Raw genomic sequence first — 14,906 nt, 5'->3', positions numbered from 1 at the left:
TCCTCTTACTCTTTAAAAGTAGGCAACTGATATTGCGTGCCGGCATCCAGCACCTTTCCTACGTTGTTAATCTCCAAAAAGCTGGTACCGCCACCTTCGCCGAAGCTACCGCTCAAATACGCTACCATATCGTTGCGAGTGATACGTCCGCTATGGATCAGCTGGTTCAACGCATCATAGAAATATCCCCTACGACTGTCGTTGTATGGCTGATGAACCGCCCATACCCCATAAGAAAGACCCAACATACGCATCACACGAGGATTATAGCATATAGCGAACACAGTAGAGGTTCCGCGGAAAGCGGCCAGATAACGTGCCGTACGACCCGTGTAACTATCCGTGATAATCGCCTTTACATGTAATTTAGAAGAAGACTTAACGGCTTGTTTCGCCAAGAAAGAAGTCACGTCTAAATCATTCCCCTCGATCGGCACACGGATATCATTCGCGGAAAGCTTGGTCTTCTCGGCTTCACGAGCCACTTTCGTCATGGTCTGTACCGCCTCGATCGGATATTTTCCATAAGCCGTCTCACCGCTTAACATCAAAGCATCCGTACGATAATAAATAGCGTTGGCGATATCCGTAACCTCGGCACGAGTAGGACGAGGATTATTAATCATGGAATGAAGCATTTGCGTAGCCACGATAACCGGCTTCTTCACCTCCACGCATTTACGGATCAGCATACGCTGGATACCCGGGATCTTCTCGGCCGGAACCTCGATACCCAAGTCACCACGAGCGATCATGACGCCATAAGCCACTTCCAAAATCTCCTCGATATTGTCTACACCCTCTTGATTCTCGATCTTAGCGATAATCTTGATAGGGCTGTTACGCTCGTCCAAGATACGTTGGATATCCAATACGTCCTGTTTGTTGCGAACAAATGAGTGAGCGATAAAATCGAGATCATGATCGATCGCCCAAAGGATATTATTACGGTCTTTCTCAGTCAACGAAGGCAAATTGATACGTACGCCCGGCACATTCACGCTCTTGCGGCTACCTAGCGTAGCGTCATTCTGGATCTCGCAAAGCAAACAATCGCCGGATTTCCCGGTAACCTTCATTTCCAGATCACCATCATCGATAAGGATGTCGCTGCCAATCGCCAAGTCGTTCACGAAATTCTTATATGACACACAAATACAATCATGCGAAGTTTCCTGATCGGGATTACCGATTACCTTCACGATCTCTCCAGTCTTGAAAGGGATCGGTTCCTTGTTTACCGTCGTCGTGGTACGTACTTCCGGCCCCTTTGTATCCATCAAGATACCGATACGGTCGGATACGGTACGGACGTTATTTACCACACGGGTCAACCCCTCTTCCATCATGTGAGCCGTATTCAGGCGCACCACATTCATTCCCGCTTTATATAACGCCTCAACGAACGCAACGTCGCAGCGCTGGTCGGAAACTGTAGCAACAATCTTCGTATGCTTTAACATATACCTTAAATTATTATAACCTAATTATTAATTCTATTTGATAACCTTCTAAACCTTCTATCACATAAACGATTCGATCGCCAACCGATACGAATCCAGCCCAAACCCAAGAATCACTCCCCTGCATGCCGCCGATATCATCGACACATGACGAAACGATTCACGGGCATGCACATTCGAGATATGCACCTCCACGACTGGCGTAGTAACCGCCTTGATAGCATCGTGCAACGCAATGGAAGTATGCGTATAAGCGCCGGCGTTCAACACGATACCGTCATATTCAAAACCCACCTCATGGATCTTGTTAATTATCTCTCCTTCCACATTACTTTGATAATAAGATATCTCACACTGAGGAAAGTGGGCACGTAACTCGCTCAAATAGTCCTCGAACGAGGCATTTCCGTATACTGTCGGTTCTCGCTTGCCCAACAGATTCAAATTAGGGCCATTGATGATCTGAATCTTCTTCATTCTTAATTGTAAGTTTATTACCTTTGTACCGCCCGTTGAGGCCGGAATTATCCGGCAAAGGTAAGGATTTTATTTGACACATTCATAACGACATACCGACAATGCGACAAGGAAAAGATATAATAAACCGATATAACACCTATTTACGATTAGAAAAATCGCTCTCAGCCAACTCCATCGACGCCTATTTGACAGATCTTGACAAATTGCTACGTTTCGCAGAGGATGAGAAAAAGGACGTTAAGGAGATCAGCTACGACGACTTGCAACAGTTCATCGCCCAATTACGTGACATCGGTATCCATCCCCGATCGCAAGCACGCATCATCTCGGGTATCAAATCGTTCTATCGTTTCTTATTGCTTGACAATTATATAACAAATGATCCGACCGAATTGTTAGAGTCTCCCAAGATCGGATTGAAGCTGCCGGAAGTATTAACCGTCAACGAGATAAATAGCATTCTCGACACGATAGACCTCACGCTTCCCGAGGGACAGCGGAACCGTGCGATGCTGGAGGTTTTATATAGTTGTGGACTGCGCGTATCGGAGCTTACTGGCCTGCGTTATTCGGATATATATCCCAAGGAAGGTTTCATCCGGGTAGAGGGTAAAGGAAGCAAACAACGGCTTGTTCCTATCTCCGAAGTTGCTTTGCGGGAAATTAAAAACTATCTGTATGACCGGAATTCGGTCGTGGTTAAAAAAGGCTTCGAGGATATTTTATTTCTAAGCCGGCGAGGAACGGCCCTCTCCCGTATCATGGTATTTCATATCATCAAGCAACAGACGGAGGCCGCCGGTATCCATAAAAACGTAAGTCCCCATACCTTCCGTCATTCTTTCGCCACCCACTTGCTGGAAGGAGGCGCCAACTTACGCGCTATCCAAGAGATGCTGGGGCATGAGAAAATCACCACCACCGAGATATATACACATATCGACCGGGAATTCCTTCGCAAAGAGATACTGGAACATCATCCGAGGAGCAGGCCAAGAACTTAAAAGAACCGATCCTGCTCCGCTAGCAAAGCCCCAAGATATCATAATTTATTTATTTCCTCCTCTGACAAACCAGTATAACGCACGACCATTTCCATCGAAAGCCCATCAGACCGCATACGCCGAGCTGTTTCTAGACGTTCTTCCACACGGCCTTCTTCTCGACCTTCTATTAGTCCTTCTTCTCTGCCTTCTGCTAATCCTTCTGCTAATCCTTCTTCCCGTCCTTCAAACTTAGCAGTGCTCAACACGTCATTCTGGATCATAATCGCATTCAGATGTTCGTCATAAGCATAACGTTCCTCGGGAGACATTGAGTAATAGCGTAATTTCTCTCGTGCCTCTTCCAAGCCGGGGGCTGTCGTTCCGGAAGTTATGATCCCATCTTTCAAGTATCGCACCCATTCCTCCAAGGGGGTCACGGCCACCTTATCAAACTCATTCACCCGGACCAATATATACTCCGGAAAGATCTCCGAGGGAAGACGCTTGACGATCGCACCCCTCTCCTTGGTATTTACCTGTAAATGATCATGGGTATGCACGCCGACAAATTGGTTCTGCCCGTGATACAGATAATCGGTTCCTACGCCTATATCAAAATAAAGGATACTGATTGAATAGACCTTTTTCACCCCGGAATAGTCCTGTCCCAAATGAAGATGCTCGGTGACGGCCTTCGCCACGCCATAAAGCACACGTTCCAAATAATAAAGCTCGCGGGTATTCTGGATCTCGATAAGGATGATATCTCCCTTTGTGTTCTTAGCCTTGATATCCACCCGATTGAATTTATCATCGGCCATTTGCTGGTTTCCCTCACTCTCCAATATCTCCTCAATCTTGATCTGCTCGCCCAAGAACACGGTAAGAAAGCCTTCTAGCACTCCGAAATTCGCTTTTTCCCGGAGTAGGCGTTTGATGGCCCAGTCGAAACGGATATATCGATCTTGTAATTCCTTCATATACTTCTCCTCTTTTTCTGTTTTCTTTTCCATAGTCATATCATGTTTTAGTTACCCCACTATTGGGTGGCTTCAAATGTACATAAAAAGATCTGGAATACAAGCCTATCCCATCTAAAAAGAAATGTCCTTCTTTTTGGATCCGTAAGTGAATAGCCAACGAACGGGATCGTAAGCGGTCGCAAATGGGTATTCGTGTACCGTTATTACTCTATTTTAATCTCATATTTTATCGATTTAAACTATTTACTTAAAGACAAAAAACATGGATGTGGACAAATGATCACACATCCATATCTAATTATCAACAAATTAAAAGCTATCAGGTTCTCCTAAAATGAACAAATGTAAATACAGCTCAATTCTTAGAAATGAGGGTTCTGTACCAAATGGCCATCCGACTTATCAATCTCCGACTGAGGGATCGGTAAGTATTTCTTTGTATCATCCCAACCTTTGATAAAATCTTTTGCTTGGTTCGTACGTACTAAATCCCAATAACGAATACCTTCCATCGCAAACTCATAACGGCGTTCCTTATAGATATTATCCAATGAAACCACCGGAACCTTATAATCATCCCCCATCGCACGTTTAACGACTCTCGCATAATAATCCTGTGCCTCGCCTACGCTACCTCCACTTCTCAACAAAGCTTCCGATGCCATCAATAATACGTCGGAGAAACGAATTACACGGTAATTGTTCTTATAATTCAGCGCTTCCGTGCCAACCGTAGAAGAATACCCCGCACGAGGATGATATTTGCGTACGCTATATCCTGTATATTGATTCACATCCGAGCTAACCGTCCCGCCTTCCGCTCTAAACTCCTCATGATCTATGATTGTTGTCCACTTTCTAGGATCATTTGGTAAAAACGCATCATTCAATGCTTTTGTTACAGGCGCAAAACCCCAACCTTCCACATATACATTATTAGGATCTTTCAAACCTCTGGCTCCTAGCATTATTATATCGGAGTTACCTTGATTAGCCTTGCCTGCCCAATCATTCGAGTTCCCGATTTCCGTATAATTGACTTCAAAAACAGATTCTTTGCACCATTCATACTCATCATCAAAAAGAACTTTATAATCCGGGATCAAATCATATTGATAGGCAGGATCGGTAATTAGTTCTTTCAATTGGCTGGCGATCTCCTTCATTTTAGTATCATCATTCTGATATAGAACGATACGTGCTTTCATCGCGATAGCGGCACCATTCGTAGCTCGTCCTTTCTCATTAGCCGGGACTATCTTAGGTAACTTCCCAATAACATTATTATCTAAATCCTCGATTAATTTCGCATAGACCTCATCCGGCTGTAACTGAGGGACAGTTGTTATATCATCCAACCCCAAATTCGTCTCGTAATACGGTATGTATCCAAAGAAACGCCACAACTGGAAATAATAAAATACACGCAAGAAATGAGCCTCAGCCACATAACGATCACGAAGCTCCTCCGACATCGTCCCCTCCGGAAGAAGAGGGCATTTCTCTATCACGATATTCGCACGGTTCACACCCTCATACGAACGCCCCCATAAACCCTCGGGTAAGTTTGTCGGTGTCACCCAATTGGTAAAATCATTCACTCGCTGCAACTGCGGTTGATCCGAGACCGTCGATCCACCGGTCTCCGCATCATCCGACATGATATTACTTACCAGTTCATAAGAGCTATACGCATTATAAGCGTTCCATTTCAACGGGTCATAGGCAGCGACCAATGCCTCGGTCAAATCCTCCTGTGTCTTGTAATAATCCGTTTCGATAACCTTATTCGTCGGAGACAACTCTAAAAAATCATTGCAGCCACTTAGTCCGAATACAACGGCTAGCAGATAAATATATTTATTCATAACACTAATTTTAATGATTAAATAGCTAACTGGGAACCAATTCCTTTCGCCCCAAAAAGCCATATCCGTGGAGAGAGAGGTCTTAAACGTAAGATTCTCGAATACTTCCAATTCACCCCAAACAGAACCTACAAATTTATCCCAGTCCTTGTTATTGTTTAAGGTCTGCATCATAGCGACCGGATTCACGATCTCTTGATTCTCGATCACGTTATAGATGCGGCCTTCATCATCCTTGACATAGCCGGGATAATTTTTCTCGTAATAAGCGAGATCTTCCGCCGAAGGATTCTCCAGATAGACCGATTCGTTCGGTGGAGTCATCACCGCACTTGCTAACGGGCCGGAGAAGTTGTCATTCTCCGAAATACCTTTGGATATGATCCGTGTATATCCTAGGTTCGTACCGACCTTGAAACTACGGAAAAATTTATTCGCCTTATTCTCAAACACATTATAGGTATTGTTGAAACGTAAGCTATATCGTTTATAATCCGACTTATCTTTTCCTCCAACAATTCCTTCTTGATCTAAATAACCAAAAGAGAGGAAATAGCTTCCCTTATCACCACCCCCACTGATGCTCGCTTGATGATTCATGATCGGGGCATTCTCGTTATAAATCTCATTCTGCCAGTTCGTCCCTACACCTGCTTTCGAAGGATCATCGTAAATAGGGTCCATCCCGGCATTCACGTAAGCCTCATTCATTATTGTCTCATATTCGGTGGCATTCAAGACCGACATTTTTCGCCAAGGATTTTGCCAACCGATGGAGAAATCATAGTTGACAACCGCTTTTCCTTTTTTCCCGCTCTTTGTCGTAACCAGAATAACACCATTAGCCGCACGTGAACCGTAGATAGCGGCTGAAGCGGCATCTTTTAAGACCTCGATAGACTGTATATCCTGCGGATTCAGATAATCGACACCTCCTTCAAGTGGCATTCCGTCCACAATATACAAAGGGTTACTATCATTGATAGTTCCTGTACCACGGATACGGACTCTCGACTCGGCTCCCGGTTGTCCGGAATTCTGCATAATGCTTACTCCCGAGACTTTTCCTCGTAACACATCCTCTACCCGGGTCGGCGTCAGCTTCTCCAAGTCATCGGAGGTGACACGACTGATGGCCGCTGTCATCACGCTCTTCTTCTGAACGCCATAACCAACCACTACCACCTCATCCAAGGCTTGCGTGTCCTCTTTCAAGACAATCTGTAAATCAGTCTGCGTACCGACCTTAACCGTATGGGAGAGATAGCCTATAAACGAGATTTCCAATATATCGCCATTTTTCACATCTAGCGTAAATACGCCATTCATGTCAGAGATCGTACCGGTAGTAGTTCCTTTTACGGAAATACTCGCACCGATAACCGGAGTTCCATTTGTATCCAAGATCGTTCCTCTCAATTTTCTTGTCGCTTGAGAAACTTCCATCGGATTTACATCAGGATGGGAAAGGCCGCTTGCCTCCAGATTGCCATTTAAGGAAGCGAGCAATAATGACCCGACACATATCCAACGCCATCGCTGATCCTTACTTTTCTTTTTCATAAACTATTTGAATTTAAAGGTTTAAACAATATTCCTAACATTACTTTTTGGTTATTCGGACTCTGAGTATTTTCAAAAAGGGGTAGCATTCCCCTCGACAGCACTCACGAGGAGTGCCGCCGTAGGAAATCAGATATAAAAGCTAACCTAACTAATTTAGTGTATACTCGAAGTAATCCTTGAAAGAGGTTACCGCATCGCCTACTTTTAGGTAACGGCGACTAAGCACTGGTTTCGAAGCCCCCTCCTCATGATACTCGGCTATCAAAAGATAACCTCCTGCTTTTGAGGGCAATTTCAGAAGGCAAGGCTGAAGCCGCTTGCCAAAAGGTTCAATCACAATAGACTCTTCTTGTGTCGAAATAATAGTTCCTTTCTCGTCTAGTAGTTTCAAGAGAACTTTTCCAGACGACTCCTTATTCAAGTCGTTCACCCCTACCAAGTTGAATACTAAATCACTACCCGGTTTCAAAGGTTCGAGATGTTTGGTATAACGACGATCCGCTAAATCGATAAAGACTGCCGAAGGGGCGAAACAATGCTTGAACCAGCGGAAAGCCGGTGAAGGCTCCAAATCCTTGATATCATTGATGAACCAATCTCCTGTGAAACCATAATTATTTGTCAAATGACAAAAAGCCAAGATTCCGCCTACCGAACGTTCCGAACGCAGCCATTCCGTCTCAAGTTCCAACCAATATGCCTGCAATTCACGACATTGTTCCGGAGTGGCATTCTCGCCAAGATAGTAATTGTAATTGTTAAGTGTCAATTTCGAGGGCCGTCCATCACGCCATAACCAAATCCATCCGTACTCATTCACCAACTGAGGAACGCCCGCATCTAGTATAGAAGAGAAACCTACCCAATTCTCATGCAATGCACCTAAGTTATAGGGATTGTTTTTGAAGTAGTCGTTCAGTTCGCTGGAATGCATCAACGTAAGCGCACGATAAGGGTGTGGTTCATCCATCTCATCGTTCGTCCCCATCTGATCTGATGTCATGTAACCGGCATCCCAGATCCGGGTCGGGTCTAATTCCTTTAGTTCGGGAATCAGCGTATTTCCTATATAACTGTCCCAGTTCTCATTGATCGCATCCCAGATCACGATACTGGGATGATTCCCATCGCTCCATACCCAATTCGTATACTCCTTACGTACCTGTTCATCCCATCCATGATTTTGCCAATATAGCCACTCATTCTGTAATACGATACCATACTCGTCGCAAAGGTCATACCAGAAGTCAGGTACAATTCCTACACATATTCGCATAGCGTTCCAATCGATTGACTTTGGCAGGTCTACCATCAGTTTCTTCACCCATTCCCGATCCCAAGCCAACGCTTGACAATCCGGGTCCTCAAAGAAACGTTGAAGCGTGATATTGGAGCCTCGTAAGTAGAATTTATCCCCATTAAGCGTAAAGAATTTGCCTTTTCTCGAAAAATCACGCATACCGAAGTTCACGGAATAACGATCTACAAGCTCATCTTGGTCATACACCGAGACCTCACCTTCGTACAAGAAAGGGGAATCAGGAGTCCAAGCCTTCGGATTATCCAAAGAGATACTCGTTTCGAAATAAGTCCTATTATCCCGCTTAGCCTCACCTTCAATCATTTTCTTTCCTACTATCCTCCCTGTAGTCTTCTCCTTGACACAGAACTCAATCTTACAAGAATCCTTCATTTTATCCCCATACAACATTTGGGGTGGATACAAACTTCTCACCAAGGTCTTAACTGTCACCAATCCTTTAGCCAGAGAAGGCAGGAATAAAACTTTATCGACCCGCATCTTACCAGTAGCCGTAATGAACACGTCATCCCAGATTCCGGGTAGGTAATGGACTTTCTCCTTATCCGTTCCGCCGGCGGCCTCGCTAGGCAACCACGCCCGGTCGCCCACCTGAATCAATATCTCATTGTCCGAGCCATATTTTACGGCACTCGTAATATTAAAATCCATTGGAGTATAGCATTCCATAGAAGCCCCCACTTCATGCCCATTCACGAAGACTCGTGTAACATATTGGCTTTTCTTTATCGTAAGGAATAATTGCTCATCCTTAAATTTCTCATCGATAAATACTTTCCGCTTATACCAATTATACATCGGCGTATAATCTCTCTCTAAGAAATTAAACTGTTCCACCAGCTCCACGCCGTCAGGTTTCTTAAAGAATTTCTCGTATTGAGAGATTTTAGGCCTCGCTAAATGTACCAATCCCGGAACCGGTATCTTACGGGTATATTTCCGTGGAGGAAAAGCCAGTTCCGTTTGATCGAAATCCCATTCCCCATTTAATGAGATCGTTGTCCTCCCATCATCGGCCCAAGCGAATACAGATAGGAAACAACACATAATTAAAATTATTCTTTTCATGACATCCGATTTATTTAACTCTTTCACGAAGGCAAGTTACAATTATTAAAGACATAAACTTTATAGAAATTTACCTCCTGCTTTTAGAATCTTATCAAAATATAAGAATGATCGTAATACATACCATCCCAAAATTAAAGCCGTTTCAACAATTTGGCCGCTACCTCATTATTCTTCATGAGAGACGCATCAATCGGAGAAGAACGGATAATAGAAGTCAATCGTTTATGCCATTCCACATCCCGCCACATTCCAACAAACTGAGGCCCGCAAAAATTACTGGTCGCTACACCGACCCACATACCCGTACGGGCAGCCGTAATAGCTCCTAACTCGCAAAGATCCTTTATCCAATCCCATTTCAATAAAGGCCAATCCTTATAATCCACCAATCCCCAACATTCTGTCGTAACGAGAGGACGGCGATTCTTCCGGGCCACGGAAGCCATAAGCTCGATCTTATCAGTCAACAATTTCTGCCAATATTCAGGTCTTTCCCGATAAACCCGTTCCGCGTTTTTCACCACATTCTTATAATCATCCGGTGAAAAACGATTGTAGCCATATCCCACCAGCTTATAAAATTCTCCACCATTCTGTTGGGCCATCCAAATATGATGCTCATACAAATCAAGAAAAGAGCAATCCACCTCTTCATATTTCTTGACATCCCCATGATCAAAAGAATATAAGAATGGCATATCCGGATATACTTGTCGCATCTTCTCCAACGAGGTTTTCATCCATCGTAAGGATTCCTCCTTATACCAATTCCCCCAACCGACATTCGGATAGGTTTTAGCGAAAAAAGGAGCCCACGAATCACCGGGCCACTCATTGCAAAGATCTACATAAAGGATCGTATCCAATAACCCATCCTCCTCGATCGAACGAAGGGTTGTCAGCCAGCAATCCGCCAATTTCTCCGGTGTATCCAATTTCAGGCAAACCTCATCCACATCGAGACGATACCAAGAAGAAAGCCCGACCTTAATATCCCGCTCCTTACATTTCGACAAGAACAAGTTCAAATTCGGTTGAACTTGTACCTCATTCATATCCGGACTTCCCCAATCTTGCTGATTCCAAACTTCTTTAAGTAACCATTTCTTCATTGGATTCTCCGCTATTAAATGAGGATAAGCATCAATACGTATCGCATTATACCCCCGTTCCGAGAGCTCGTCCAATACTTGGTCCCAGTCCTCATAACCGGCTCCGGGCCAACGCCTCTCCAACCAAGAAAAATCCCACATAGTGATTGCCCGGGGCGAGATTTCTCCTTTCCCGGCAAAAGCCATTTCACTTTTAGCTGATGCCTTTGATAAATCAAAAGCCACTAAGCCGCCTAATGCCGCAACTGCTGTTTGTCTAATAAATACTCTTCTATCCATATTATATTATTTTATCTTTCGGGTGTCCTCCTTTTCTCCAAAAAGCCTCGATCTTCTCCAATGAAACTCCTTTCGTTTCCGGTACATAGAAATATCCCCAAATAATCGCCACAATTCCAATGAACGCATAAAATAAGAACGCTCCCGCCGGATTCCCTTGGCTTTCGCCATTGATCGTTAATTCGGTTCCCGATATTGAAAACACCTTCAATATCTTGAAGAAAGTAAACGATACGATCGCATTGAAAAACCATACGGACAACGAGCCGAGAGAAGTCCCCAACCCTCTTAGCTTTTGTGGAAACACTTCCGACACAATCAACCAACCTAACGGCCCGATGCTGATAGCGAAAAATCCCACATATAAGAAAATAAGGACGATGGAAAGCCATTTCCCAGAATCCCCTAATTGAGCGGCGAATATAAAAGAGGTAGCGAGTAGCAACAAGGAAATCACGATACCGCTCAACCCCAGAAAATAAAGTTTACGCCTTCCCAGCCGATCTACAAAGTAGACAGACAACAACGTGAATAATAAATTGACAACACCTACCCCGACAGAGGCCCCAATCGCAGAGACCGCACCATCGAAACCGGCCATCAAAAAGATTTTAGGGCTATAATAAATCACGGTATTGATACCTACAAATTGCTGGAAAAACATAATACCGATAGCGATAACTAACGCATTCCGTAACCAAGGCTGGGCCAGATCCTTAAAACATCCTTGTCGCTCATCATTCTTTCGCATCTCATTCCGCATCTGCTCAAACGAGGCATTTACCAAATCCGGATGCTCGACCATCTTTAAGACGGATAGGCTCTCTTCCTCCCGGCCAACAGACATCAACCACCTTGGAGATGGTGGAACCAGCAACATACCCACGAACAAAATAATAGCGGGAATCACCCCCACATAAAACATTGGCCTCCAACATGAAACAGACGTCTCATCCGCAAAATACAAATCCGAAAGATAAGATACCAGAAGCCCGATCGTAATCATCAATTGGAACATGGCGACAAACATCCCCCGTGACTTCGCCGGGGAAACTTCCGCAATATAAAGAGGTACAGCAAAAGAAGAGATCCCGATAGCCACTCCCAAGAATAAACGGGCGGCAATCAAGTGGTAAATGTCCGGAGCCCAACCCGATCCTAACGCACCGAAAGCGAAAATAACAGCCGAAGTCAAAATGACTTTCCTACGTCCTATGCGATCCGTCAATTTACCACAACACAGCGCTCCCAGAATAGCTCCCAGCAAACCGGAGGAAGTAACTACCTCCACCATACTATCGTCTATACCAAAATCTTTCTGGAAAAAAGGAATCGCCCCGGAAATCACGCCGGTATCAAAGCCAAACAATAGTCCTCCCATAGCGGCGACAATCGCTATTACATAAATCATCCAATATCTATAGCTCGTGTTTTTCATGTTTTTCTTGTGTATTTAATCCATCTATAAACTCAAGGCTCGAAATCACGCCATACCTCCGCCTTCAACGCCGGATTAGGCACATATAAGAAAATCTCCGGATTTTCCTCGAATTGTCTGTAAATAGATACCCCTTTCCGAATATCTAAAGAAATATAATCCGAAGGAGATTTACAAATCAAATGAGAGGAATCGTACATCGAATTTGCGATCCATTCTAATTCATCACGTCCATTAAACACAGGAAACCAAGCGATTCCCTTGTGCTTACGAACCCCCTCATATACAAAGCCATATTCCCTATCGCACCACGCCCCGAAAGTCAAAGGCAACCTCGGATTCGCGCTAATCGTCGCATGTACCCAATAAGGCGGTACGATTACCACATCCCCCGGAAAGGCATGCACCGCATAACACCTACCCGGCTGATCCTCCGCATACTCCTGCATATAAATAATCGCCTCTCCCGACCAAATCTCATAGATTTCCGGCGTAGACCAACCGCTATAAGGAGAAATCTTGTGAATATGCCCTTGGCTTCTGACCGGTTCCTGCCCCAACTTACCAGCGCTATATGTCACTACCCCGAATAACAAATGTAACTTATTCAGCAACGCACGATGTTCTTCTTTGCCGACATCCATAGCGATCGAGTAAACCTGCTCCGGTCCCTTGCATTGAGGATCACGCAAACTAGCCCGTATATCTTCCAGCCGGCGAATCTCGACCTCCGGACCAAATACACCCGCCCCATAGGTAAACCCCATAAGCGATTGAACCGGTGTTATATCAATTCCTTTATCAAATACAAATCCGTTCATTTTGCTGTTGTTTTACCATGAAATACTCCAAGCCGAATAAAGCGGCGTCATCGCCCAAGATTGCCGGGACAATCGGGACTTTCCCGGAAGGACACCAAGCTAATTCATCCACTCGCTTACTGATATAAGGAATGATTACCTCTTGGCTTTTTAAAATCCCCCCTCCCAGAATCACCACTTCCGGATCATAAGCATGTATATAGGTTATTATCGCCGATGCCCAGATATCCATGCATTCGTTTCTAATCAATAAAGCGTCTGTATTCCCCTCCTGCGCCAACCTAAAAATGCGCTTGAAATCATAGATATCCGCATCTCGCTTAAATGATTCCGATAAAAGGGCATGCTCCCGGATAATGGTCGGCAAGAAGAAAGAGGAAGACAGAGCTTCTACACAGCCTTTATTCCCGCATGAACATCGACGGCCCTTATAATCCAACACAAAATGTCCTCCCAAAGAACCCGCTTGAAAATGCTGTCCATACAGAAGCCGTCCATCAATCACGACTCCCGTACCGATACCGGTTCCGATTGTCATCATGACTACATTGTTCTTTCCCCGGGCCGCACCCTGCCACCATTCTCCAGCTACGGCCAAACGAGCGTCATTATCCATGCAGAAAGGAACTTCCCAATTCTCCCATGCCCATTTATCCAGACTAATCGAACAGGCATCATCATACTTCTCATTCGTAGAGATTACCCGGTTATGAATTGGATCTACCAGCCCGGGAAAAGCCAGGCCGATACAACGAAGCGCCGCCACATCAATACGCCAAGCGGCCAACAACCGATCGATCGCCTCCTTTATCTTAGGTAAGTTCGGAGCTAATCCCAGAGCCAGACGGGAAGGTAATCTCACACAGTCTACGATCTCACCATCAGACAATAGTCCGATCTTTACGACCGTCCCCCCTAAATCTATCGCTATCGTATACATAAGCTATCGCAATTTAGGGGTACCGTCCACTTCTACCAATCGGGCCGAGAAGCCCTTATTCGCGATCTCTTCATAATTATGCCCGGCATCCGAAGGCCAGCACGCGGCAAATGACAACACGCTATTTCCAGTATTAGCTACCCGGTGCGCTACACCGCCCGGTATATAATGCAGGCTACCCGGCATCATCCTTTCCGCCCACGTATTCCGTTCCCGGTCCATCAAGATCAACATACCTTCGCCTTCCAATCCCCAATAATACTCCGAACGATCCTCTTGTTGATGAAAATGGCCTTTCGTCATGAAATACTCATCTCCCACCTTTCCCGGATATAATTGAGTAATACCAAAATAAAGTCCTCCCGGAGAGCCTTCCCGCTCCGGTAAATAACTATATACCTCGTATGCTAATTGATCTAATGGTAATTGGGAATAAGCATCTTGATTCTCAAAAATTCCGGCAAGCTCGCCTAAAGTTCTCCGGCTCTTTACCACACCTTCCCCCTTTAGCTCATCTTGAAAAAATGACAAGGATGGGATTACAATCTTTTTATGTTCCATGATATTCTATTTTACGA

Annotated in this window: 11 protein-coding genes; 1 reads left to right on the top strand and 10 read right to left on the bottom strand. The window is 44.7% G+C overall.

The window, feature by feature from the left end; all coding sequences use genetic code 11:
* Window positions 1–5: 5 nt before the first annotated feature.
* Window positions 6–1,463 (bottom strand): pyruvate kinase, encoded by a 1,458-nt coding sequence (gene pyk, locus ACYIA1_RS17530; protein ID WP_005859887.1) that lies wholly within the window; start codon window positions 1,461–1,463, stop codon window positions 6–8.
* Between the two features lie 60 nt (window positions 1,464–1,523).
* Window positions 1,524–1,940 (bottom strand): type II 3-dehydroquinate dehydratase, encoded by a 417-nt coding sequence (gene aroQ, locus ACYIA1_RS17525; RefSeq protein ID WP_480336120.1) that lies wholly within the window; start codon window positions 1,938–1,940, stop codon window positions 1,524–1,526.
* A 101-nt stretch (window positions 1,941–2,041) separates the two neighbouring features.
* On the opposite strand from aroQ, the gene xerD reads away from it, so the two are divergent.
* The gene (gene xerD / locus ACYIA1_RS17520) at window positions 2,042–2,947 is read left to right on the top strand and encodes a site-specific tyrosine recombinase XerD (protein WP_005859891.1); all 906 of its coding nucleotides are present in this window, start codon (window positions 2,042–2,044) and stop codon (window positions 2,945–2,947) included.
* A 38-nt stretch (window positions 2,948–2,985) separates the two neighbouring features.
* Here the strand turns inward: xerD and ACYIA1_RS17515 are convergent, their stop codons facing one another.
* From ACYIA1_RS17515 to ACYIA1_RS17480, 8 genes are all read right to left on the bottom strand, one after another.
* Complete coding sequence (locus ACYIA1_RS17515) at window positions 2,986–3,942, bottom strand: Rpn family recombination-promoting nuclease/putative transposase (RefSeq protein WP_413640058.1); 957 nt, start codon at window positions 3,940–3,942, stop codon at window positions 2,986–2,988.
* 332 nt (window positions 3,943–4,274) lie between these two features.
* Window positions 4,275–7,343 (bottom strand): SusC/RagA family TonB-linked outer membrane protein, encoded by a 3,069-nt coding sequence (locus tag ACYIA1_RS17510; RefSeq protein ID WP_480336117.1) that lies wholly within the window; start codon window positions 7,341–7,343, stop codon window positions 4,275–4,277.
* 151 nt (window positions 7,344–7,494) lie between these two features.
* Entirely contained in the window at window positions 7,495–9,735 is a 2,241-nt protein-coding gene (locus ACYIA1_RS17505) for a glycoside hydrolase family 2 protein (protein ID WP_480336115.1), read from the bottom strand.
* Window positions 9,736–9,869: 134 nt separating this feature from the next.
* Window positions 9,870–11,129 carry a cellulase-like family protein gene (locus ACYIA1_RS17500; RefSeq protein WP_158532903.1) on the bottom strand — a complete coding sequence of 420 codons (1,260 nt, stop codon included), beginning with the start codon at window positions 11,127–11,129 and terminating at the stop codon, window positions 9,870–9,872.
* A gap of 1 nt (window position 11,130) precedes the next feature.
* Window positions 11,131–12,567, bottom strand: a complete 1,437-nt coding sequence (locus ACYIA1_RS17495) for a sugar porter family MFS transporter (RefSeq protein ID WP_009016583.1) — start codon at window positions 12,565–12,567, stop codon at window positions 11,131–11,133.
* A 32-nt stretch (window positions 12,568–12,599) separates the two neighbouring features.
* A complete protein-coding gene (locus ACYIA1_RS17490) occupies window positions 12,600–13,388 on the bottom strand; it encodes a glucose-6-phosphate isomerase family protein (RefSeq protein ID WP_480336112.1) in 789 nt (262 codons plus the stop codon).
* A complete protein-coding gene (locus ACYIA1_RS17485) occupies window positions 13,369–14,328 on the bottom strand; it encodes an ROK family protein (RefSeq protein WP_008772980.1) in 960 nt (319 codons plus the stop codon). Before ACYIA1_RS17485 ends, ACYIA1_RS17490 begins: the two co-directional genes overlap by 20 nt.
* A gap of 3 nt (window positions 14,329–14,331) precedes the next feature.
* On the bottom strand, window positions 14,332–14,889 hold the full coding sequence (locus ACYIA1_RS17480) for a glucose-6-phosphate isomerase (RefSeq protein WP_005863330.1): 558 nt from the start codon (window positions 14,887–14,889) through the stop codon (window positions 14,332–14,334).
* Window positions 14,890–14,906 lie beyond the last annotated feature (17 nt).

The sequence above is a fragment of the Parabacteroides sp. KHUB-02 genome, from assembly GCF_056640955.1.
The sequence above is the reverse complement of the archived record's forward strand: the minus strand, read 5'-3'. Positions and strand labels throughout refer to the sequence as shown.

What these genes read in the sequence shown, in the direction of transcription:
- pyk (WP_005859887.1), bottom strand. Translation starts at nt 1,463, where the DNA reads ATGTTAAAGCATACGAAGATTGTTGCTACAGTTTCCGACCAGCGCTGC.
- aroQ (WP_480336120.1), bottom strand. Translation starts at nt 1,940, where the DNA reads ATGAAGAAGATTCAGATCATCAATGGCCCTAATTTGAATCTGTTGGGC.
- xerD (WP_005859891.1), top strand. Translation starts at nt 2,042, where the DNA reads ATGCGACAAGGAAAAGATATAATAAACCGATATAACACCTATTTACGA.
- ACYIA1_RS17515 (WP_413640058.1), bottom strand. Translation starts at nt 3,942, where the DNA reads ATGGAAAAGAAAACAGAAAAAGAGGAGAAGTATATGAAGGAATTACAA.
- ACYIA1_RS17510 (WP_480336117.1), bottom strand. Translation starts at nt 7,343, where the DNA reads ATGAAAAAGAAAAGTAAGGATCAGCGATGGCGTTGGATATGTGTCGGG.
- ACYIA1_RS17505 (WP_480336115.1), bottom strand. Translation starts at nt 9,735, where the DNA reads ATGAAAAGAATAATTTTAATTATGTGTTGTTTCCTATCTGTATTCGCT.
- ACYIA1_RS17500 (WP_158532903.1), bottom strand. Translation starts at nt 11,129, where the DNA reads ATGGATAGAAGAGTATTTATTAGACAAACAGCAGTTGCGGCATTAGGC.
- ACYIA1_RS17495 (WP_009016583.1), bottom strand. Translation starts at nt 12,567, where the DNA reads ATGAAAAACACGAGCTATAGATATTGGATGATTTATGTAATAGCGATT.
- ACYIA1_RS17490 (WP_480336112.1), bottom strand. Translation starts at nt 13,388, where the DNA reads ATGAACGGATTTGTATTTGATAAAGGAATTGATATAACACCGGTTCAA.
- ACYIA1_RS17485 (WP_008772980.1), bottom strand. Translation starts at nt 14,328, where the DNA reads ATGTATACGATAGCGATAGATTTAGGGGGGACGGTCGTAAAGATCGGA.
- ACYIA1_RS17480 (WP_005863330.1), bottom strand. Translation starts at nt 14,889, where the DNA reads ATGGAACATAAAAAGATTGTAATCCCATCCTTGTCATTTTTTCAAGAT.